The organism is Neobacillus sp. CF12, assembly GCF_030348765.1.
Lineage (GTDB): Bacteria > Bacillota > Bacilli > Bacillales > Cytobacillaceae > Neobacillus.
Genome location: NZ_JAUCEU010000007.1, coordinates 5,329,780 through 5,353,130, shown reverse-complemented (window position 1 = coordinate 5,353,130; position 23,351 = coordinate 5,329,780). Strand labels below are relative to the sequence as shown.

The 23,351-nt window shown below is 38.8% G+C and carries 19 protein-coding genes, 1 other RNA gene and 1 other annotated feature; of the genes, 4 read left to right on the top strand and 16 right to left on the bottom strand.

Annotated features, from left to right (window positions below):
• Positions 1-14: 14 nt before the first annotated feature.
• Both QUG14_RS25520 and cymR read right to left on the bottom strand, forming a co-directional pair.
• Positions 15-1,157, bottom strand: coding sequence for a cysteine desulfurase family protein (locus tag QUG14_RS25520; RefSeq protein ID WP_289343262.1), 1,143 nt, complete (start codon positions 1,155-1,157; stop codon positions 15-17).
• Positions 1,158-1,202: 45 nt separating this feature from the next.
• Positions 1,203-1,622 (bottom strand): cysteine metabolism transcriptional regulator CymR, encoded by a 420-nt coding sequence (cymR, locus tag QUG14_RS25515; protein ID WP_289343261.1) that lies wholly within the window; start codon positions 1,620-1,622, stop codon positions 1,203-1,205.
• A 150-nt stretch (positions 1,623-1,772) separates the two neighbouring features.
• Here cymR and QUG14_RS25510 point away from each other — a divergent pair, with 150 nt between their 5' ends.
• Positions 1,773-3,044, top strand: coding sequence for a replication-associated recombination protein A (locus QUG14_RS25510; protein WP_289343260.1), 1,272 nt, complete (start codon positions 1,773-1,775; stop codon positions 3,042-3,044).
• Between the two features lie 29 nt (positions 3,045-3,073).
• Here QUG14_RS25510 and QUG14_RS25505 read toward each other — a convergent pair whose 3' ends face one another.
• The 7 genes from QUG14_RS25505 to QUG14_RS25475 form a co-directional block, all read right to left on the bottom strand.
• A complete protein-coding gene (locus QUG14_RS25505) occupies positions 3,074-4,024 on the bottom strand; it encodes an ABC transporter permease (protein WP_289343259.1) in 951 nt (316 codons plus the stop codon).
• On the bottom strand, positions 4,017-4,943 hold the full coding sequence (locus QUG14_RS25500) for an ABC transporter ATP-binding protein (RefSeq protein ID WP_289343258.1): 927 nt from the start codon (positions 4,941-4,943) through the stop codon (positions 4,017-4,019). Before QUG14_RS25500 ends, QUG14_RS25505 begins: the two co-directional genes overlap by 8 nt.
• A 95-nt stretch (positions 4,944-5,038) precedes the next feature.
• Positions 5,039-5,806: a tRNA threonylcarbamoyladenosine dehydratase gene (locus QUG14_RS25495; protein ID WP_289343257.1), complete on the bottom strand. Its 768-nt coding sequence runs from the start codon at positions 5,804-5,806 to the stop codon at positions 5,039-5,041.
• Positions 5,807-5,957: 151 nt separating this feature from the next.
• Positions 5,958-6,153, bottom strand: a non-coding RNA gene (ssrS, locus tag QUG14_RS25490) — 6S RNA.
• A gap of 61 nt (positions 6,154-6,214) precedes the next feature.
• Positions 6,215-7,993: an aspartate--tRNA ligase gene (aspS, locus tag QUG14_RS25485; protein ID WP_289343256.1), complete on the bottom strand. Its 1,779-nt coding sequence runs from the start codon at positions 7,991-7,993 to the stop codon at positions 6,215-6,217.
• 15 nt (positions 7,994-8,008) lie between these two features.
• Positions 8,009-9,280, bottom strand: coding sequence for a histidine--tRNA ligase (gene hisS / locus QUG14_RS25480; protein ID WP_289343255.1), 1,272 nt, complete (start codon positions 9,278-9,280; stop codon positions 8,009-8,011).
• A gap of 79 nt (positions 9,281-9,359) precedes the next feature.
• Positions 9,360-9,645: a binding site (T-box leader), on the bottom strand.
• Positions 9,646-9,700: 55 nt separating this feature from the next.
• Positions 9,701-9,877 carry a hypothetical protein gene (locus tag QUG14_RS25475; protein WP_289343254.1) on the bottom strand — a complete coding sequence of 59 codons (177 nt, stop codon included), beginning with the start codon at positions 9,875-9,877 and terminating at the stop codon, positions 9,701-9,703.
• A 163-nt stretch (positions 9,878-10,040) separates the two neighbouring features.
• Between QUG14_RS25475 and QUG14_RS25470 the strand changes: the two genes are divergently transcribed.
• Positions 10,041-11,786, top strand: a complete 1,746-nt coding sequence (locus QUG14_RS25470; RefSeq protein WP_289343253.1) for an N-acetylmuramoyl-L-alanine amidase family protein — start codon at positions 10,041-10,043, stop codon at positions 11,784-11,786.
• A 74-nt stretch (positions 11,787-11,860) separates the two neighbouring features.
• Here QUG14_RS25470 and dtd read toward each other — a convergent pair whose 3' ends face one another.
• The 6 genes from dtd to QUG14_RS25440 form a co-directional block, all read right to left on the bottom strand.
• A complete protein-coding gene (gene dtd, locus QUG14_RS25465) occupies positions 11,861-12,304 on the bottom strand; it encodes a D-aminoacyl-tRNA deacylase (RefSeq protein WP_289343252.1) in 444 nt (147 codons plus the stop codon).
• A 12-nt stretch (positions 12,305-12,316) separates the two neighbouring features.
• The gene (locus QUG14_RS25460; protein WP_289343251.1) at positions 12,317-14,512 is read right to left on the bottom strand and encodes a RelA/SpoT family protein; all 2,196 of its coding nucleotides are present in this window, start codon (positions 14,510-14,512) and stop codon (positions 12,317-12,319) included.
• A gap of 220 nt (positions 14,513-14,732) precedes the next feature.
• Positions 14,733-15,245 (bottom strand): adenine phosphoribosyltransferase, encoded by a 513-nt coding sequence (locus QUG14_RS25455; protein ID WP_289343250.1) that lies wholly within the window; start codon positions 15,243-15,245, stop codon positions 14,733-14,735.
• A complete protein-coding gene (gene recJ, locus QUG14_RS25450) occupies positions 15,245-17,599 on the bottom strand; it encodes a single-stranded-DNA-specific exonuclease RecJ (RefSeq protein WP_289343249.1) in 2,355 nt (784 codons plus the stop codon). Before recJ ends, QUG14_RS25455 begins: the two co-directional genes overlap by 1 nt.
• A 93-nt stretch (positions 17,600-17,692) precedes the next feature.
• Complete coding sequence (gene secDF, locus QUG14_RS25445) at positions 17,693-19,957, bottom strand: protein translocase subunit SecDF (protein WP_289343248.1); 2,265 nt, start codon at positions 19,955-19,957, stop codon at positions 17,693-17,695.
• Between the two features lie 121 nt (positions 19,958-20,078).
• A complete protein-coding gene (locus QUG14_RS25440; RefSeq protein WP_289343247.1) occupies positions 20,079-20,375 on the bottom strand; it encodes a post-transcriptional regulator in 297 nt (98 codons plus the stop codon).
• Between the two features lie 137 nt (positions 20,376-20,512).
• Between QUG14_RS25440 and spoVB the strand changes: the two genes are divergently transcribed.
• On the top strand, positions 20,513-22,063 hold the full coding sequence (spoVB, locus tag QUG14_RS25435) for a stage V sporulation protein B (RefSeq protein ID WP_289343246.1): 1,551 nt from the start codon (positions 20,513-20,515) through the stop codon (positions 22,061-22,063).
• A gap of 28 nt (positions 22,064-22,091) precedes the next feature.
• Here spoVB and QUG14_RS25430 read toward each other — a convergent pair whose 3' ends face one another.
• The gene (locus QUG14_RS25430; protein WP_289343245.1) at positions 22,092-22,754 is read right to left on the bottom strand and encodes a DUF421 domain-containing protein; all 663 of its coding nucleotides are present in this window, start codon (positions 22,752-22,754) and stop codon (positions 22,092-22,094) included.
• Positions 22,755-22,929: 175 nt separating this feature from the next.
• Between QUG14_RS25430 and QUG14_RS25425 the strand changes: the two genes are divergently transcribed.
• Positions 22,930-23,337, top strand: a complete 408-nt coding sequence (locus QUG14_RS25425) for a TIGR04086 family membrane protein (protein ID WP_289343244.1) — start codon at positions 22,930-22,932, stop codon at positions 23,335-23,337.
• The last annotated feature ends 14 nt before the right edge of the window (positions 23,338-23,351 follow it).

The following is a 23,351-nucleotide window of genomic DNA, read 5'->3' as shown; positions in this document are numbered from 1 at the left end:
AAAATGTCGACCATTTATTTTTTCAGACGTGAAACAATTCTTATCGTTTCTTCAGCAGCCTTGATAATTTGGTCATCTGTTGTATTAAACCCAAAGCTGAAACGAATCGAATTGATCAACCTTTCTGATTCTTTACCAAACATGGCAACCAGGACATGGGAAGGTTCAATTGAACCAGCAGTGCATGCCGAACCACTTGAAACAGCTATCCCGGCTAAATCAAGATTCACCAGCATTGCTTCCACGTTCGTTCCCGGAAAGCTTAAGTTTAATACATGAGGCAGTGAATTTTCAAGCAATCCGTTTATGGAAAATTCTATACTATGTTCTATTAAGTGCTCTATAAAGGTCTTCTTAAATACCTGATAACTTTCCTGTTTCATTAACATATCTTCATTTGCAACTTTTACAGCTTCCTGAAAACCGACAATAGCAGCAACATTTTCCGTACCTGCTCGTCTTTTTCTTTCCTGCTCTCCGCCATAGGCACGCGGTACCAATTTAACCTTGTCACGTACATATAGAAAACCGGTGCCCTTTGGTCCATTAATCTTATGTGCAGACACAGACAATAAATCAACATGAAGTTCATTCACATTTATTTCTTCGATTCCATATGCCTGGACAGCGTCAGTGTGAAACACTGCTTGATGTGATGATACAAGTTCGCCAATTTCTTTTATTGGCTGGATGGTTCCAACTTCATTATTTCCATACATAACGGAGACCAAGATAGTATCTTCTCTCAATGCTTCACTTAAGTCACTAAGAGATATTTTACCTGTTTCATCTACAGGCAAATACGTTACTTCAAAGCCCATTTTTTCTAAACGCTGACAGGCATGCAGCACAGCATGGTGTTCTACTTGAGTAGTGATGATATGCTTCCCTTTATGCTGATAGCTTTCAGCAACGCCAAATAAGGCCATATTATCGCTTTCTGTACCGCCGCTTGTAAAAATAATTTCATTTTCCTTTGCGCCAATACTCCTAGCCAATGTTTCTCGTGCCAAGTCTATATAGTGCCGTGCTTCTCTTCCGAACGAGTGAATGCTAGATGGATTTCCAAAGTTATTATTCATAACTTCCATCATTTTTTCAATTACTCTTGGGTGCATCGGAGTGGTAGCAGCATGGTCGAGATAGATTCTTTCCATCGTTCCACCTTCAATCCAAAATAATTCTCTATTCTACTTTTAACATTAAATGTAAAACATATAACCGTCTGTTTCAGTATCGTTGCTATGACTGGCTAAATCATCAAGAGTAGTATTATCAAGAACGGATTTAATTGCGTCCCGTATACGAATCCAAAGTTCGCGTTGTGCAGGCTCCTCATCCTCGATTCCTTCGACAAGGGTAATCGGTCCTTCAAGAACACGTATGACATCACCAGCGGTAATTTTAGTTGGGATATCTGCTAGAATATAACCACCATATGCACCACGGATGCTTTTTACTAAGCCTGCATTTCTTAAGGGGGCAATCAACTGTTCAAGATAATGTTCAGATAAGTCGTTTGCTTGAGCAATCGACTTTAAAGAAGTTGGTCCCTCTCCGTGATTTTTTGCTAATTCAACCATAATTGTTAATCCATAACGACCTTTTGTAGAAATTCTCATATTTTACACCTCTATTATTTTCATTCATTTTAAATACACAGTAATTTGATAGGCATTAGCAATTATACCATATTGTACTTTATTATGCTTTTCGAGCCCGAAAATGGTAGAGTTAAATGGAACTCATTTATTTTCTTGGAGAGATGAATTATGCAGCAAAAGCCGCTAGCATTTCGAATGCGCCCTAGAACAATTGAAGAAGTCGTAGGTCAGGAGCACCTAGTGGGCGAGGATAAAATCATTGCCCGAATGGTGAAAGCAAAGCAGCTGACATCGATGATATTATATGGACCGCCTGGTATCGGGAAAACATCTATTGCCAGTGCGATTGCTGGAAGTACAAAATATGCTTTTCGTACCCTTAATGCTGTCACAAACAATAAAAAAGACATGGAAATCGTTGCGGCCGAGGCAAAAATGTCTGGGAAGGTAATACTGCTCCTAGATGAAGTCCATCGACTTGATAAAGGGAAACAGGATTTCCTATTACCTTTTTTAGAAAATGGAATGATAACGCTAATTGGAGCAACCACCAGTAACCCTTATCATGCCATTAATCCTGCAATTCGCAGCAGGTGTCAAATTTTTGAACTTAAGCCGCTGACTCCAGATGCAGTGAAACTTGCATTAGTCCGTGCCATAGAAGACGAAGAACGTGGTTACGGGAAATTAAAGATTGATATTACAGAAGAGGCATTAACACATTTTGCTGCAGCCTCTAATGGGGATGTCCGCAGCTCTTTAAATGCTTTAGAACTGGCTGTGCTATCTACAGACAAAAATGATGAACAAGTCATCCATATTGATCTAAAAACGGCAGAAGAATGCATGCAAAAAAAAAGCTTTGGTTCGGATAAAGATGGAGATGGACACTATGATGTACTATCAGCCTTTCAGAAGTCGATCCGCGGTAGTGATGTAAATGCAGCTCTGCACTATCTTGGCAGATTAATTGAAGCCGGGGACCTGCAAAGCATTAGCAGGCGGCTACTCGTAATTGCTTATGAAGACGTTGGACTAGCCAGTCCTCAGGCAGGGGCACGTACATTGGCTGCTATTGAAACTTCGGAGAGAATCGGTTTACCTGAAGCAAGAATCCCTTTGGCTAACGCTGTCATTGAGTTATGCTTGTCACCGAAATCAAATTCAGCTGTTATCGCCATTAGTGAAGCTCTTTCAGATATCCAAAAAGGAAACATTGGTGAAGTGCCAGATCATTTGCGGGATGCTCATTATAAGGGTGCAAAAGAACTAGGAAGAGGTATTGGCTACTTATACCCACATGATTATGAATCGGGCTGGGTACCTCAGCAATATTTGCCTAATAAATTAAAGAATAAACAATATTATCAACCTAAGAAAACAGGCAAGTTTGAACAAGCACTTGCCATTGTTTATGAGAAACTTATACGCAAAAAATAACCTCTGAAGTTGCCTCCAGAGGTTATTTTTTATGCAGCCACATCTCTCTTTTTAAACACATAGAAAGCCAATAGTTGAAAAATCACGAAGTAAATGATTAGCATAATGATAGAGAATGACATCGTCATCCCCTCTAGCAGCGGGGTTCCCTCGATATACTGCATTAAATTGGTGTTGGCAAATAAAATGTATTTTGCCCAATCAAACTTCATGGACAAAAGTGCCGTAAATTGGCTGCCCGTGAACATTAAAAATAACGATAACCCTATCGCTAAGGAGCTATTTCGGAAAACAGATGAAATCATGAAAGCCATTGTAGACAGCATAATCATCTCAATCGAACCTAATCCATAATAATTTATTAAATAAACGACGATGTGCTGCTCTGTTACTCTTCCATTAAAATAGTTTAAATAGGGAAGTGTTTGTTCTGGGACTCCAAAAAGTATGGCGCCTAGTAAGGCTGAAAATCCAAATAAGATGCCTACCATTAACAACGCAAACAACAATACAGTTAAATACTTTGATAATAATATTTTTGTTCGGTTAATAGGGCGGATTAGCAGCAGCTTAATCGTTCCCCAATTAAATTCGCTGGCAACAATTCCCGCAGAGATCACAATCGTAAATAAACCTGCTAATAGAATGAGTTCTGAACTGTCTTTTACAAATGACCAGACATTATACTTTTCTCGAAAAGGGATATTATTCTCGATTCTATATTCATTGATCGCAATTTGTTTTTTATAGTATTCCTGCTCCAATTTAATTTGACTAGATTCTAATTGTTTTTTCAGTGCCTCGTTTTCTTGTTGTAGGACCGGTTTCCATTCTTCCGTCACATTAGGTTCTTCTTCAACCAGATTATACTTCATAAAAATCCCAGTTATAGAGACAATCACTACGAGTATTGCAATCATCACATACGTACCAGGTCTTCTGAAAATTTTCATTAATTCATTGCGAATTAAATTAATCATGTTCGATCGCCCCCTTATCTGACGTCACTTCGAGGAAACGGTCCTCTAATGTTTTGGAAACTTCCCTTATACCAAACACTTGAATCTCCTCTTCAACAAAAGCCTTTACCATTTCAGGCACTTCTTTCTTAGCAAGTTCCATCGTAATACCATTTCGTGAAGGAGTTACAGGGATATTAGGGAAGTTGTTTTTCAGCAGGGTTATTGCTTTTTCACTAGGAATAACCTCGAACTCAAAACTTGCATTTGTCCCATGTACAAATTCCTGTATCAATTGGACATCAATAAGACGGCCATTTTGAATGATACCGATGCGATCGCACATCATTTCCATTTCTGAAAGGATGTGGCTTGATACAATTACTGCCATATTTCTTTCCCTTGCAAGGCGACGGATGTAATCCCGAATTTCTCTTATTCCTGCAGGATCTAGTCCGTTTGTCGGCTCATCCAAAATCAACACCTTGGGATCGTGCAAAAGACATTGGGCCAATCCTAGTCTTTGCCGCATGCCAAGAGAGTAGGTTTTGACTTTATCGTGGATCCTCTCTGATAATCCCACTAGTTTTACCGTCTCATCAATCTTTTCTTTTGTAATCCCTTTTACCATTCGTGCATAGTGGACTAGGTTTTGGTACCCACTGAGAAATTTGTACATTTCAGGATTTTCAACAATGGCGCCTACATGTCTTACGGCGTCTTCAAACTTTGCTTTGATACTATACCCATCGATCGTGATATCACCTGAAGTAATATCCATTAGGCCAACAATCATTCGAATAGTGGTTGTTTTACCCGCTCCATTTGGACCAAGAAAACCGAAGACTTCACCTTTATTAACTTCAAAACTAATATTATCTATAATCGTTCTTCCTTTAATTACTTTGGTAACATTTTTTATAACGACAATTGATTCCAAGAACCTTCCCCCTCTCTCTTTTAAGTTTAACTTATCTTAGATAATTTTCCCATTTTATAAAATTAGCCCCGATCTATTGGATTCGGGGCTTACAACTATTTTTCGTCCGCAACTCGTGTGATTTTGATATCTGCTAACAACTCTCTTACTACATAGCTTGCCATGATTAATCCACAAGCAGATGGGACGAAAGCATTAGAGGAAGGCGGCATTTGTGCTTTTCGAATTGGCGCGTTTGCATTCCCGACCTCTTTTTTGACATCTTCACGAATCACAATCGGACTTTCATCAGAAAAGACCACTGGAATGCCCTTGTGGATTCTTTCTTTACGAAGTTTCGTGCGAATTACTTTTGCGATTGGGTCTGTATGTGTTTTTGAGATATCGGCAATTTTAAAGCGTGTAGGGTCCATTTTGTTAGCGGCACCCATACTCGAGATAATCGGAATATTTCTGTTTAAGCATTCTTTCATTAGATGAATTTTATAAATAATGGTATCAGAAGCATCAACAACGAAGTCCAAGCCATAGTTAAAAAATTCTTCATATGTCTCTTCCGTGTAAAACATTTTTAAGGCTATGACTTCACAATCAGGATTGATATCTTTAATCCGCTCTTTCATCAGTTCAGCTTTTGGCTGACCAACCGTTGATAATAGCGCGATGAGTTGACGGTTAACATTCGTGATATCAACTGTATCTTTATCAACAAGTATCAAGCGTCCCACCCCAGAACGAGCAAGTGCTTCTGCCGCAAATGAGCCAACACCGCCAATTCCTAGCACAGCTACAGTACTGTTTTTCATGATATCTAGACCTTCTTTGCCAATGGCAAGTTCATTACGAGAAAATTGATGCAGCATGTGGATCCTCCAGAAATTAAAATTCGACTTATCTATATCTTTTACCCTAAAAAAATATAACATACTCGTCAACAAATTCAAGTATTTCTATAGGAATTAAAAAATGCACAAATAAAAATAGCCTCCTGCTGATGCAGGAGACTATTTTTATAAGGGTCCCAATGGTGCCGTCGCGCTAGTTCCTTCTTTTGATCCCGCCACTCTCGCAGGTGGGTGTCTTATTCCAAGTCTATGTAAGTCCCTTTAACCGTATAGGTTGAGGCTTTTACGCAACTTGAAAACGGCAGACTCCCGAAGAAATAATGTTGGTCAAAAGTTAGGTAATACAACGAACATTTCAGGACACTTATTTGATTGACTTTATAATATCATAGATTGAAAAACCATTCAAGAGATTATGAAAGCGTTTTATTCGTTTTTATTGGTAACATTTAGTGACAAATGCAGTTCTTTTAATTGGGCTTCAGAAACTTCACCTGGCGCGTTAGTCAACAAGTCGCTGGCACTTGCTGTTTTCGGAAAAGCAATGGTGTCACGCAGGTTGGTACTGCCTGCAAGGAGCATAACCAATCGGTCCAAACCAAGAGCAATTCCTCCATGCGGCGGTGTTCCATATTCAAAAGCGTTCATCAAGAAACCGAATTGGTCTTGTGCCTCTTCAGGTGTAAATCCAAGAACACTAAACATTTTTTCCTGAACAGGACGCTCAAAAATCCGTAACGAGCCGCCTCCAAGCTCATAACCATTCAATACAAGGTCATAGGCCTGTGCACGAACTCTAGCAGGATCTGTATCTAAGTACGGCAGGTCTTCTCTCACTGGCATTGTGAATGGATGATGGGCAGCATAATAGCGGCCTTCTTCTTCACCATACTCAAGCAATGGCCAATCTGTAATCCATAAGAAATTGAATTTACTTTGGTCGATTAACCCTAATTCTTTTCCGAGTTTAGAGCGAAGTGCACCTAATGCATCAGCCACTACACTTTTCTTGTCAGCTACAAAAAGGAGAAGGTCTCCCTCATTTGCATTTAACACAGTTCTTAGAGCCTGAGAATCCTCATCTGCGAAGAACTTAGCAATCGGTCCTTTTAACCCTTCAGCATCCACCTTTAACCATGCGAGTCCTTTTGCTCCATAAACGGATACAAATTCAGTTAGGGCGTCAATGTCCTTACGGGAATACTTTTCGGCACCGCCTGTTACATTAATAGCCTTTACCTGACCACCGTTTGCAACTGCAGCTGAGAATACTTTAAAGCCTGATTCCTTAACAACCTCAGAAAGGTCAACCAACTCTAGGCCAAAACGAGTATCAGGTTTATCTGAACCAAATCGGCTCATCGCTTCATCATAGGTCATCCGTGGGAATGGAGAAGGAATTTCTAGACCTTTTACCTCCTTCATTAACCCTGTCATCATTTTTTCCATTAAGCCTAGGATATCTTCCTGGCCTAGGAAACTAGTTTCAATATCAATCTGAGTGAATTCTGGCTGACGGTCTGCCCGTAAATCTTCATCACGGAAACAGCGGGCGATTTGATAGTAACGCTCAATTCCACCTAACATCAATAGCTGTTTGAACAACTGTGGTGATTGTGGAAGTGCGTAGAACTCACCAGGATGAACGCGGCTCGGTACCAAATAGTCACGTGCTCCCTCAGGAGTGCTCTTGGTTAAGATAGGTGTTTCAATATCTAAGAACCCTTGCGAATCTAGGAAATCTCTAATTTGCTTTGTTACTTGGTGACGCATTTTTAATGTTTCAAAAATCACCGGACGACGGAAATCTAAATAGCGATATTTTAGACGAATATCTTCAGATGCATCTGTTTTATCCGTAATGGAAAATGGAGGTGTTTTCGCTTCGTTAATGATCGTTACACTTTCAGCTTGAACCTCTATTTTACCGGTTTTTAAATTAGGATTAATCGTTCCATCCTCACGAGCAATCACTGTTCCTTGGATATCAAGAACATACTCGCTTCGAATCTTCTCAGCCGTTTCTAGTGCTTCTTTTGATACATCCGGATTAAAAACTACTTGGACGATACCTGTGCGGTCCCGTAAATCGATAAAAATTAATCCACCTAGGTCACGGCGTTTTGAAACCCAGCCTTTAAGCGTTATTTTTTCTCCAATGGCTGACTCTGGTACATCGCCACAAAAATACGTTCTCCCATACATGAAGATCCTCTCCTCTTATCTCTTAAGTTCTTGAAAATATTCTACAAAGCGTGATAACTCGATTTCCATTTGCTCGCCTGTAGCCATATTTTTTAGATTAATTTTATTATTAGTAAGTTCGTCATCACCGAGAACGGCAACATATTTTGCATTCAAACGGTCGGCTGCTTTAAATTGTGCTTTGATTTTTCGGTTTAAATAATCTCTCTCCGCCGATACACCAGCAAGCCTTAACTTCTGTAAAAGTCCTACTGTATAATCCTTTGCTTCTTCACCGAGGGAGGCAATATAACAATCAATACCTTGATTGATTTCAAGCTCAATTCCTTCAGCCTTTAATGCAGCAATGAAGCGCTCAATACTCATTGCAAAACCAATTCCCGGAGTTTCTGGACCGCCCATTTCTTCCGCTAGGCCGTTATAACGTCCACCGCCGCATAAAGTAGTAATCGCTCCAAATCCTTCTGCATCACTCATAATCTCAAAAGCTGTGTGATTATAATAATCCAACCCACGAACTAGGTTCGGATCTACTACAAACGCAATGTCTAATTGTGTTAAATACTTCTGTAATTTTTCGAAATAAACTTTCGAATCTTCATTTAGATAGTTGATAATGGACGGTGCAGATTTCATTAATTCGTGATTATGATCCTGTTTGCAATCAAGGATTCGCAACGGATTTTTTTCAAGACGGTTTTGACAATCCTGACAAAACTCTCCGATTCGCGGTTGAAAGTGATTGATTAACGCATTACGGTGAGCACTTCTGCTCTCCTTATCGCCAAGACTATTGATGACAAGCTTTAACTTTTTCAAGCCCATTTCCTTGTATAAATTCATTGCAAGCGAAATTACTTCTGCATCAATGGCTGGATCGTTACTGCCTAATGCTTCAATACCAAATTGAACAAACTGACGGAACCGGCCTGCTTGCGGGCGTTCATATCGGAACATAGGTCCCATATAATAAAGCTTTACAGGTTGATTAGGATAACCAAACATTTTTTTCTCAACAAACGACCTTACAACAGCTGCTGTTCCTTCTGGTCTTAGCGTAAGGCTGCGACCGCCACGATCATCAAATGTGTACATTTCCTTTTGAACAATATCCGTGGTATCACCAACGCCTCGAGAAAATAGATCCGTATGTTCAAAGATAGGTGTGCGAATTTCTTGATATTGATATTTCTCGCAAAGCTCTCTCGCTTTTGCTTCAATCAGCTGCCATTTTTCTACCTCTCCTGGCAGAATGTCCTGCGTGCCTCTTGGAATGCTCATCGACATAGCAGTATTCCTCCTTACAGTTCCTTTTTTATGTAAAACATTTATAAAACAACAAAAAACTCCCGTCCCTTGTATAAATACAAGGGACGAGAGTTATATTCCCGCGGTGCCACCCTAGTTGAAGGCATATAAAATCATGCACTTCCTCTTTTACAGTTAACGCCTGCTCACGTTCTTCTCCTACTAGAGGCGGAAATTCATTTCCGACTAGGTGGAATGAATGCATTCCGACTAGAGTTACCCTTTCAGAGAGAAGCCTTCGGAGTGTTCATTCATTAAGTACCATGTAGAAATGCTTTCAGCCTAGGGCATTTCCTCTCTTGTCATGTTTCACCTTAATTACTATGCTCCATCATTGGTTATTCCATATATTTTATTTATCTAATATTACGGAGCATTGAATCCATTGTCAAGAAGGATTTATGATCTTTCTAAATGTTTTTTCAACTTTCTAACATCGCCGATCGTTAATCCAAATTCGGAGGCAAGCTCAAACGTCGTATTACTCTGTTCTCTTTGAATAAAATCATGGAAATCCACACCAAAAATCCTGCTGTCCATTGATTGTATGCTATTTCCTTTTTCGCTCGATCTCATCACCCATCACCTCTCAAAAATCACTATAGTTGTTATTATTTCCAACCTTCGTAAAAACTTACCTGTGATAGAAGATTTAAAATTAGTAGAATTTTAACAATTAAGGAATGATTTCCATGGCCTTTTACGATAAAATGAAAGATATTGTGAAGGGAGAGAATGGATGAAAAGGAGATTTATACCTCTATTAGTATGTTTCATGTTAATTTTTGCAGTATTCCTTCCGCAAGATATAGGTGTGGCAGCAAACGGTTCTGTTACGATTGCTGAGGATACTGTTAACATCCGTAGTGGTCCGAGTTTAAGTTACCAGCTTGTAAAACAAGGAAAAAAGGGTGAAAAATTTACTATTATTAAAGAAAAGGGCGACTGGATTCAAATTCAGCTTTCAGCTGCAAAAACAGGCTGGGTTGCCAACTGGGTTGTAACAAAATCCTCTAATGGAACAACGACAACTAGCACTACTAACTCAAAAAAAATGAGTGCTGAAGCAAATACCGATCAATTAAGGGTGCGTTCAGGTCCTGGAACAAGTTTCCGCATTATTGGATACTTAAATAAAGGACAAGCCGTCTCGGTTCTTGATGAAAATGAAAACTGGTTAAAGATCTCCGCAACATTTGGAGAAGGCTGGGTCGCTAGAGAATTCATAGATACTAAAAATAACAACAACAATAATAACAATGATTCAAAAGAAGAAGATAATAATAAATCCATTGGTACAGGTATTGTCACTGAAACATTGAATATCCGAAACGAACCTTCCACCACAGGAACTCTTATTGGAAAACTTACAAAAGGGACTTCTATTACTATTTATTCTAAAAAAAATAATTGGCTGGAGATTAATTATTCTAACCAACGGGCTTGGGTTAGTAGTGATTATGTTCAAATTGGAGATAAAGATAAGCCATCTACTTCCAATGGAGCCATTGGGACAGTAACAGCCAGCAATCTTAGTGTTCGCAGTGATACTTCCCTTAACTCCGACATAATCGGATCCGTTTCAAAGGGACAGAAGTTTACTATTCTAGATGAAGTATCCAATTGGGTCAAAATCGAATATCAACCAGGTAAAATTGGCTGGGCAGCAGGATGGTATTTTACTAGGGAAAAAGGAAACAGCGAACTTGCTAAAGATAGCAAAGTCACTATCTTACATAATGGAACCAACATCAGAAAGGATCCTAACGTTCAATCAAATGTTCTTAAGCGGGCAAACGAAGGAGAAACCTATCCAATAAAGGCTGTCGAAGATGATTGGTATGAGATTACCTTGCCGAACGGTACAAATGGTTACATAGCAGGATGGCTTGTAACAACCAATGGAACAGGACCAGGAATTGATAAAAAAGGGGCAGAAGGATATCTGCGTTCCAAAACGATTGTTATTGACCCCGGTCATGGCGGGATTGATACCGGAGCAACCGGTGCAAGTGGAACACTTGAAAAAGAACTAACATTACGGACTGCTCAACTATTATCCGATAAATTAAAAGCCGCTGGGGCAAATGTATTTCTTACAAGAAGCAACGATTCGTATCTTCCGTTGCCATCAAGGGTAAGGCTCGCAAGCGTTCATCAATCGGATGCCTTTATCAGCTTGCATTATGATAGTAACCTAGATCGAAGTATCAAGGGGATGACAGGCTATTACTATCATTCCTATCAAAAAGAACTTGCTGAATATGTTTATAATGCTACCAATTCTCAAACAAGGTTAAAAAGCCGTGGTGTTCGCTCAGGTGATTATCATGTGCTTCGTGAAAACCAAAGACAGGCAGTTTTGATGGAGCTCGGCTACCTAAGTAATTCAGCGGAAGAAATGACACTAAAGTCTGGTCAATTTCAAGAAAACGCAGCAACTGGCCTCTATAACGGGCTTGCACGATATTTTAAGGAGCAATAAGAAAAGCGTAAGCCCCTAGGCGCTGTAGCTAGACAAAAAAAATGCTTGGCAGCTTATAAAGCGCCAAGCATTTTTTATCCCTTACTCTCAACAATTAGTGTAACGGGACCATCATTGATTAATTCCACATCCATCATCGCACCAAAGATACCTGTTTCCACCTTGATACCTTTTTCACGTAATAAGCCATTGAAATATTCATATAACGGGTTAGCCTGTTCTGGTCTAGCAGCTTCCATGAAATTGGGTCTTCTTCCTTTACGGCAATCCCCATACAAGGTGAATTGAGATACAGAAAGAATTTCACCACCAACATCCAATAAAGATAAATTCATCTTTCCTGCATCATCTTCAAATATCCGAAGGTTTGTAATTTTATCTGCTAAGAAGGCTGCGTCTTCCTCTTTATCCTGATGTGTTACACCAACAAGGAGAACAAGGCCTTTAGAAATTTGTCCCGTTATTTCACCATTTACCGTAACTTTGGCATTCTTACTGCGCTGTACAACAACTCGCATTTTAGTAACTCCCTAATTCATAATCCGGCGAACCGAATAGATATCTGGTATCTGCTTGATCCGTTCAACCACTTTTTGTAAATGGCTGACATTGTGAATCGCAATCGACATAATGATTGTCGCCATCTTATTGCGATCAGATCGGCCAGAAACCGCCGAGATATTTGTTTTTGTTTCATTAACTGCCTGCAGGACCTCATTCAATAATCCACGTCTGTCATAACCACTGATTTCAATGTCAACATTGTACTCTTTTCGATCATTTAAGGATGATTCCCATTCAACAGGAATTAACCTGGTTTGCGCATCATTTGAGTCAATATTTGTACAATCCGCACGATGCACGGATACACCTCGGCCTTTCGTGATAAATCCAACAATTTCATCACCTGGGACAGGATTACAGCATCTGGATAAGCGGATTAATAAATTATCAATTCCAGCAACTCGTACGCCAGACTCCCTCTTTTTTGTAGAAGGAAAAGATTTCATATCTGAAATCGCATTCGTGATCGTTGCAGATTGCTCCTGATCTCGCTTTTTTCGCCATTTTTCCGTTAGACGATTGGCTACCTGAAGTGCGGTTACACCATTATAGCCAACTGCTGCATACATATCGTCTTCATTGGCAAAATTAAATTTTTCAGCTACCTTTTTCAAATTATCAGCCGTTAAAATCTCTTTTAAATCAAATTCCATCGAACGAATTTCTTTTTCTACAAGCTCTTTTCCTTTATCGACATTTTCATCTCGGCGCTGCTTCTTAAAGAATGCACGAATCTTATTCTTAGCTTGAGAGGTTTGCGCAAGCTTTAACCAATCCTGACTAGGTCCATAAGAATGCTTAGATGTTAGAATTTCGATAATGTCACCTGTCTTAAGCCTATAGTCCAAGGTTACCATTTTCCCGTTCACTTTGGCCCCAATCGTTTTATTACCGATTTCTGAGTGAATTCGATAGGCAAAATCAATCGGAACGGAACCAGACGGTAATTCAATTACATCTCCTTTTGGAGTAAAAACAAAAACCATATCAGAGAATAGATCAATCTTTAGTGACTCCATAAACTCTTCCGCATTGGCAGTATCGTTTTGGAATTCAAGGATTTCTCTAAACCATGTTAGTTTTTGCTCGTATGAAGTTGTATCACTAAGTGCTTTCCCTTCTTTGTACGCCCAGTGTGCCGCGATACCAAATTCTGCAATACGGTGCATTTCAGATGTTCGAATTTGAACCTCTAATGGGTCACCTTTTGGCCCAATGACAGTCGTATGAAGAGATTGATACATATTTGGCTTCGGCATTGCAATATAGTCCTTAAAACGCCCAGGCATAGGCTTCCAGCACGTATGAATGATACCTAACACAGCATAGCAATCCTTGATACTATTCACGACAATTCGAACGGCGAGTAAATCATATATTTCACTGAATTGTTTATTTTGCTGAACCATTTTCCGGTAAATGCTGTAGATATGTTTTGGCCTTCCGGAAAGTTCCGCATTAATGGAGACTTCTTTCATTCGGCTGCGAACCTCGTCCATTACATCGACCAAATACTGCTCCCGTTCTGCACGTTTCTTTTTCATCAGGTTCACAATACGATAATATTGCTGTGGATTTAAGTATCTTAATGCAGTATCTTCCAGTTCCCACTTAATTTTAGAAATACCTAAACGATGGGCCAAAGGTGCAAAAATTTCCAATGTCTCATTAGAAATCCGCCGCTGCTTCTCAACAGGAAGGTGCTTAAGTGTCCTCATATTATGCAAACGATCAGCAAGTTTAATCAAAATAACGCGGATATCCTGAGCCATTGCCACAAACATTTTTCTGTGGTTTTCTGCCTGTTGTTCTTCGTGAGATTTATATTTTATTTTTCCTAATTTCGTAACCCCGTCGACAAGCATGGCCACTTCGTCATTAAATTCAGTCTCGATGTCCATTAAGGTGACATCTGTGTCTTCAACAACGTCATGAAGAAAACCAGCAGCAACCGTTGCAGGATCCATCTCTAAGTCCGCTAGAATTCCAGCAACCTGAATGGGATGGATAATGTATGGCTCTCCGGACTTTCTATATTGTTCACGATGAGAGTGTTTTGCGAATTCATAGGCTTTTTTTACAAATTCACAATGCTCCTCGTTTAAATAGACCCTCGTCTTGTCGATGACTTGTTCGGCGGTTAGCACTTGATCGTTCGCCATAAAATCACCTTATTTTTCATCTTATATTTTTATTATTAAATGTTTCACTATCTTAACTAGTTACTCATGAATGTTACTATTATCGAAAAAAAACGCTCCGATGTAAAGGGATTGATACTTATTTTACTGTATTTTAAGAAAAAAGTGTCGAATTATAATAAAAATAATAGTTCTCTGCTTATAACAAGAGAGCACTCAGTTACGAGTGCCCTCATTACTTTTAATAATTCATCAATGTCATGATGTCGTAGCCTTCAAGCTTCTTACGGCCTTCGAGGTAGGTTAATTCAATCAGAAAAGCAATTCCAGCAACCACACCGCCCAACTGTTCAACTAATTGAATAGTTGCTTCAATCGTTCCACCAGTTGCTAAAAGGTCATCTGTAATAAGAACTCGTTGTCCAGGCTGGATTGCGTCCTTATGAATGGTTAAAACATCACTTCCATATTCCAATCCGTAGCTTACTTTAACCGTATCACGCGGCAGTTTTCCTTCCTTACGAACAGGTGCAAAGCCAATTCCAAGAGAATAGGCTACAGGGCAGCCAATAATAAATCCTCTCGCCTCCGGACCAACGATTAAATCGATTTGTTTGTCTTTCGCATAAGAAACAATTTGATCTGTTGCATACTTATATGCTTCTCCATCATTCATTAATGGAGTAATATCCTTAAATGTGATTCCTGGTTTTGGGTAATCCGGTACGATTGCGATAAATTGCTTTAAGTCCATTACTTAATTGCCTCCTCAATTTTAACTGATTCGTCCATAACCTCGTCAAACCAACTCTTTAATTGTTGAAAGGATGAATATAGTAAATCTCTTTCAAGTGCATATTGAGATTGTTTCGTTTGATAGGTAATCGAGTCAGTTAGGTCACGCTTTTGTGATTGTTTATTCAAAGTAATAAAGCCATTGTTTATTGTAACAAAATCTAGTTCAGAAAACACCTTTGACATAAAGGTAACCGTTTCAGTCGACCAGCCGCGATGCTTTGCAATTTCATCCCCATGACGACCTAAATCAATTGGTCCTTTTTTTAATAAGAAAGCATAAAACCATTTAAAATGGTCCCTCGTTGGGATTGTACTAAAGAAATCACTTGATTCTTTATGAAAGTACGCATAGATTCGAGCAGGCTTTTCTCCATTAAATAAATGACAAAGGATTTCCTTTGATGGCGGAAGGTCAACGAGAACTACATTGGCTTGATGAGAACTGAATGCCCTTGCTTGGGCTTCATCCTGGATGAGTATTACCTCACTCTTAAGCGCAGGATCTATTTTATCCAACTGTTCTTTGTTAAAAATAATATAATTTCGATTTTCATTGGGGATTGTATTGACCAATGAGTGAATACGTTTTACACCACGATGATCAAATAATTGCCATGATTCAACCGAAACATCCTGTATGAAAATTTGTGGTTTACGGATATTATTCCACTCATTGATGGCTAATTCACCAATTATCGAAATTTTTGATGCTGGTGAAATATGGTCGACTAACTGGCCAAGGCCAAACCCAATTCCATCTAAATTCGTACCGTTATCATTCACCATCACCTTTAAGTGATTTTGTTCTGAACCAATCTTTCTCATCGTGGATATTTGGACATCACGAATTAAAACCTTTGGCTTAGGGTTGTCCATTCCAAATGGAGCAAGTAGATTTAATTCATCTAGTGAAGATAAATTGATCTCATCAACATTTATTTGATGATCCAATAAGGTAATTGGAACAAAGTCATCTTTTGTTAATTGTTCATTTGCAAGGTTATTTAATCTCTGACGTAAGTCTGAAACATCTTCTAACTTTAATGTCATTCCGGCTGCCATGGGATGACCACCAAAGTGAGGAAGAATTTCACGGCATTCCGATAAGTTTTTAAATAAGTCAAAACCTGCAATACTTCGAGCAGATCCCTTTGCCAAACCTTTCTCTTGGTCAAAGCTTAAGACGATGGTCGGTCGGTAGAACTTTTCAACTAATCTAGAAGCAACGATGCCAATGACACCGGCATTCCAGCCTTCTTTACCAATGACAAGTACTGAATTCGTATCTATCGGATAATTTTTTTCAACCTCTTCAATCGCTTCAAGGGTAATCGAATTGACAATTGACTGCCTAGTCTTGTTTAATTCGTCCATTTCCTGTGCCAAACTTTGAGCTTCTAATGGGTCGCCTGTAAGCAAAAGTTCAACAGCCATGTCTGCACTTTCTAATCTTCCTACAGCATTGATTCTTGGTGCTAGTGTAAACCCAATTGTTTCTTCGTTAATATTCTGCTGGTCTACTCCTGCTACTTTTAATATCGCCTTTAGACCTTTGTTTGTTGTGACTTTAAGCTTTTCCAACCCTTTTTTTGCAATCAGGCGGTTTTCATCTTTTAATGAAACTAAATCAGCGATCGTTCCAATAACAGCAATTTCCAATAAGTGCTCTGGTAGTTCTCCGTAAAGAGCATGAGCTAATTTAAATGCCACCCCTACACCAGCAAGTTCACGAAAAGGGTAGATACTATCTGGTAGTTTAGGATGAATAATGGCAAGTGCTTCTGGTAAAACAGGACCTGGCTCGTGGTGATCTGTGATGATTAAGTCGAGACCGATCTCCTTTGCAATTGCTGCTTCGTGAATCGCAGATATACCTGTATCTACAGTAATAATTAACTTAAATCCAGATTCAGCGGCTTGACGAAAGGCATTTTCATTTGGACCATAGCCTTCCGTAAAACGGTTAGGAATATAAAATTGGACATTGGCTCCTAATTCTTTAAGGGTAACCATTAATACGGTTGTACTGCTTACTCCATCCGCATCATAATCTCCATATATTAAAATAGCTTCTTGTTTTTCTATCGCTTCTCGAATTCTAGATACTGCTAAATCCATGCCTTTTAATAAATAGGGATCATGGAATTGCTCATTTCCAAATAAAAAATACCGTGCAGAATCAACGGTATCTAATCCGCGGTTGATAAGCAGCGACGCAACAAGTGGTGTTATTTTCAATTCATTTTCGAGAGTTTTTACTAGTTGTTGATCAGATTCACGAACAATCCATCTAGTTTTTGACTTTAACATGCGTTCACCCCTCAGACCTTACTATTATACAGGAGCAAGATTCGTAGTTCAATCAAATAAAAAAGAAAACCGCAGCCGCGGTTTTCATTAAACTTACACTTGTGGTTCATCTGAATAACTTTTCTTTTCTTTTACTGTCTTGATGGTACCTTTCTTCTTCAGTTCTTTTGCTTTTAAAACAACCCAAAGATTGGTAGCGATGAAGACAGATGAATAGACACCAGAAATTAATCCTACAAACATCGCAATAGAGAAGTTGCGGATGGATTCACTTCCGAAAATCATTAATGCAATAATGGTAAATGTAACTGTTAAAACAGTATTAAATGAACGTGTTAATGTTTGACGTAAACTTACATTTACTACCTCTGCAATATCCTCGAAGGTTTTGAGACGCTTTTTCTTTATTAAATTCTCACGCATCCGGTCAAAGGTAACAATCGTGTCATTGATGGAATAACCCACAATGGTCAACACTGCCGCAATAAACGTAAGGTCCACTTCAAGTCTGGTAATACTGAAGAACACAATCATAAAGAATGCGTCATGTAGTAAGGAAACTATTGCTGCGATTGCCATTGCCATTTCAAATCGTACGGTCACATAGATAATGATCCCTATCGAGGCAATAATTAGGGCAATTACTGCATTCTTGGCAATTTCCTTCCCAACTGTTGGAGATACTGTACTAACATTTGGCTCCGCACCAAATTCTTTAGTAAGTTCTGTTTTTAATTCAGAAATTTCATCTTTCGATAAAACTCCTTTTAATCGAGCAGAAGCAATATCCTTGTTTTCGCCTGAAATCAGGATATCATCTGTTTTAATATCGAATTTTTCCAAGGCATCTTTAACTTGTTCTGTTGTTAATGGTTTCTCCGATAACACTTCAATCCGTGTCCCACTTGAAAAATCAATGGAAAGATTCAAACGGAAAATGAGGAGTATCACCAAGCCAACAGCAAGGAATGCACCTGAAAGTATGAAGAATAGTTTTCTAACCTTTACAAAATCAAATCTATCCCATCTGGTTGGAAGATCTAATGTGTCATAATTCTCGGCAATATCCTTGATATCTGCCTTCTTGACAGCAAACCAGCCTGGCTTCTTGTTTAGGAATCCGCTGTTTACCCACATTCCTAAGAAAATACGAGAACCGAACACGGCTGTAACAAAGCTCATTAGAATACTGACAATTAATGTTGTTGCAAACCCTTTAACAGAACTTGTCCCATAGAAGAATAGTACAGCGGCTGTTAAGATGGTTGTTAGATTTGCGTCAATGATAGATGAAAATGAACTTTTACTGCCAGCTTGGAAAGCTGATTTTATTGACTTACCAACCTTTATTTCTTCCCTAATTCGTTCGTAGGTAATAATGTTTGCATCAACTGCCATACCAACCCCTAGTATGAGGGCTGCTATCCCTGGAAGAGTTAATACAGCATTCATCCAATCAAAAACGAGTAGAACAAGGTAGATATAAATGGATAAGGTCACTACAGCAATGAATCCTGGGAAACGATAATATACAAGCATGAATAAATAAATGATTGCAATCCCGATGATGCCGGCAAAGACAGTTTCATTCAATGCCTGTTCCCCAAATTTAGCTCCAACTGAAGTAGAATAAACTTCAGTAAGTTTGACAGGAAGTGCTCCCGCATTTAAGAGTGAAGCGAGTTCTTGGGCTTCCTCTGCTGTAAAGCTCCCCACGATGGAAACTGTATTTTGATTAAAGATTTCTCTTACGGTTGGTGCTGATAAAAATTTCGGATCTTCTTTTGTAATTTCCGTTTTGAAGGAATCTTTTCCTTCCTCAAAATCAAGCCAAATTACTAAATAATTATTCGGTGCCATATTGACAATTTCTTCTGTAACTTTTTTGAATTTCTCGGCACTTTTTAGTTTCAATGAAACACTCGGTGCTCCATTTTCATCAAACGTTTGGCTTGCGCCATTTTCCGCTATATCGGCTCCGTCCATCATGACGCGGTCATTAGCGTCGCGGAAAGTAAGGTTCGCTTGAGTAGATAAAATCTCACGCGCCTCATTTTGATCCGTTACTCCAGCGAGCTGGACACGAATCCGATTTTCACCTTCGATTTGAATATTCGGTTCGCTAACCCCTAGAACATTAATCCGCTTATCTAGTGCTTCCGCGGTGCTGGCCATAACCTCTTTGTTAATTTCCTGACCTTTTTTTGCTGGTGTAACCTCATACAAAACCTCAAATCCGCCTTGTAGATCCAAACCTAGCTTTATGTCTTTTAATATACCTGTTGAGGTAACCCCCATTGTGCTTCCTATCAGTAAAACTACTAGTAGGAAAGCGATAATTCTACTGCGTTTAACCATTATGTATTGTTCCTCCTTTGGGGCTTAAAGCAAAGCACTGCAACGTGAAGCCTTGTATAAAAAAATCATTGCTTTCATTATGAAATAGTTTATAAATACTGTCAATTTAAACTAGAGATGTCTATTTTAATAAATCTTTCCATTCGTCTTCATCATTTAGATTAAAGTCATTGTTTTTATACATTTCAATCGTGGTAAAGCTTATGTAATCACTTACTTTAACAGATAGAATATCGTCTATGATTTCATAAAGTCTGATTTCAGGCTTAACCTTCTTCCATTTTTTTTTGGTGAGAAAATCCCAAAGTCCACTTTCTGAAACTTCGTTATAACCTAGCAGGCGAAATTCTTCCAGCTTGCTTACTAAAGCAGGTTTTACCTGAGTGTGAAAATGATTGTATGCGTGGCTTTTCTCCATTGATGTTGCCTCCTGAGGACATTTAAGTCCCTATCTATTATCTCTAAAATAAAAACACCTTGTCATGCTTTGTCCACCCTTATGCATATAGATTAATTGTATATGAATTCTTCTTTTTTGAGAAGGTGGGAAGTAGTATGTCGAAGTTTTTAAAAGGGACCTTTATCCTATTATTTGCAGGATTAATAACGAGGGTACTTGGATTTATTAACAGAATTGTCATAGCACGAAGTATTGGTGAAGAAGGGGTTGGCCTATATATGATGGCTTTTCCCACTTTTATCCTTGTTGTGACCTTAACACAAATGGGACTACCTGTCGCCATTTCAAAAAATATTGCCGAGGCCGAGGCAAAAGGAAATCATCAGGAAATAAAAAAGATTCTCGTTGTTTCACTGGCAATAACGATCTCGCTATCGCTTATTTTTACTCCGGCCTTAATTTTATTAGCGCCAATTCTCTCCACCACGCTATTTACCGATCCGAGAACGTATTATCCTTTAATCGCAATTGCACCTGTAGTCCCTGTTATCGCGGTTTCTTCCGTTTTGAGGGGCTATTTTCAGGGCAGACAAAATATGCGCCCTTCTGCTATTTCGCAGATTTTAGAACAACTCGTGAGAATTACCTTAATCGCTGTCATGACCAAAGCGTTTCTACCTTATGGAATCGAATATGCTGCGGCTGCAGCAATGGTGGCCGCGATCATTGGTGAAGTTGTATCTTTAGTTTATTTAATGACTGCCTTTAAATTAAAAAAGCGATTTAAATTGAGAAAGAATTTCTTTCAATTTGTGCACTCAGGAAAGAAAACATTTAAAGACTTAATGGAAATTGCCTTGCCAACAATGGGAAGCCGAATGATTGGGTCTGTTGCTTGGTTTTTTGAACCCATTGTTGTTGCCCATAGTTTAGCCATTGCTGGTGTGGCAGCGATTGAAGCGACTAAACAGTACGGGTCACTAACTGGGTTTGCGATGCCTTTATTAATGCTCCCATCGTTTGTAACTTACTCATTAGCAACATCACTTGTCCCTGCCATAAGTGAAGCCAACTCAAAAAATAATCCTCAATTGATTGAACATCGGCTGCAGCAAGCATTACGCTTTGCCTTTTTAACCGGTGGGTTGTCGGTTATTGTCCTTTACGTCTTAGCGGATCCACTGATGGAGCTCATGTATGGCTCAACAAAAGGATCTTACTTCATCCGAATCATGGCACCCTTCTTTTTATTTTATTATTATCAAGGGCCGCTTCAGGCAGTGCTGCAGGCACTCAACCTAGCTAGGGCAGCAATGATCAATAGTTTAATTGGCGCGATTATTAAAACGGCTGTTATCTTCCTGCTTGCTTCGCAGCCCTCCTTCGGGATAACAGGAGTTGCATTAGGGATAATCGTAGGTTTTGTCTTAGTTACAGTTCTCCATTTTGCTACTGTGCTAAAGAAAATTTCTTTTAGTTTACATGTTCGTGATTACCTAAAAGGAGCCATTATTATGGGAATCTCAGCCTGGATAGGCTATTGGTTATTTGCGCACATTCTTCTCGCGGAACATTTAGCGATAAGAGTATTGTCCGCAGCGTCAGGAATGTCCATCGTTTATATTTTCTTAATCATACTTGCCGGCTTAATTAAAAAAGAAGAGCTCAAAAGAATACCGATTATACGGAACTTAATTCCAATCTAATAAAAAGACACGCAGCTTGCGTGTCTTTTTACTCTTCGTCCATAATATCGACAAAGAACTTCCCATTCTCAAAACTACAAAAGGAAATTTTTCTTACATCACGGTATCCCATTTTTTTTAATTCCTGCCTGAGCCATAAATTCGTTTTGTTAATTCGTTTTAAATGTTCTTCTTCAATATTTCCATCAATGATTAATGGTATCGTAATATCTCCATCTTTGGGTTGTCCGTCACTATTATTCATTCTTTCGATAACAGATAAACTACCTGATGATTCCAAAATAGCAAACTCAACGTCTGCGATACTTCTGATGTCCTTTTCCCTTAATTGGGTGAGCAAATCATCAAAGTTATACCGTTGTTTTCTCATTGCATCTTCGTCTATCTTCCCACGATTTATGATAATGGTTGGCTTACCGTCCACAAGATCACGAAACCTTTTACTCTTTAATGACAACTTAGCTAAGATTATTTGAATTAGCATTAATAAAACCATAGGAACTGCAGCATGAATGGCAGGTTCCTTAGGACTTTCGATTGCGATAATAGCCAATTCACCGATCATGACAAAAACGACAAGATCGAGAACACTTAATTCTCCAATTTCTCTTTTTCCCATTAACCGAAAAATAACAAGAATAAGGAGGTAAAAAAATACTGTTCTTACTATGATCGTCGCGTATATCTCCACCACTGTCGCCCCTTTTTTTACATTCTTAAGTATTATTAGCATTTTTTACGTATTCATTTGAGGAATAAAATTCCAAAGGTAATAAAAACTGTGAAATTTCGATTCTACTTTTAAAATAGGCGAATATGCTTGTACTAGGTAAGAATCTGATTATCTTGATTCTAAGAAAGGTAACATGAAGGAGGAGAGTCAAATCGAATCAAAAAGCTTTGGTACAGCTATTTTGTACGGGTTAATTTTCATCTTCTTATTTGCGATTATCAGCAGCGTTATTTTTTCAGTAATTCTTAGATTTACTTCAGTTCAGGAAGTGTCACTTCAATACATTATTACAGCTGTTTCCTTTATTGGGCTATTTGGAGGAGGATTTCTTTCTGGCGGAAAGCGAAAGCAAAAAGGCTGGCTCATTGGGGGATTAACTGGCTTAATCTATAGCCTCATTGTCTTTTTGTTCCAGTATTTAGGCTTTGATCGCCTATTTGACGTGGAACAAGTTATCTACCATGTGTGCTATACGTTAATTGCTATGATGGGCGGAATCCTTGGGGTAAATATATCAACAAGTAATTCTAGAACAGCATAGAAAAAGGAAGCCAG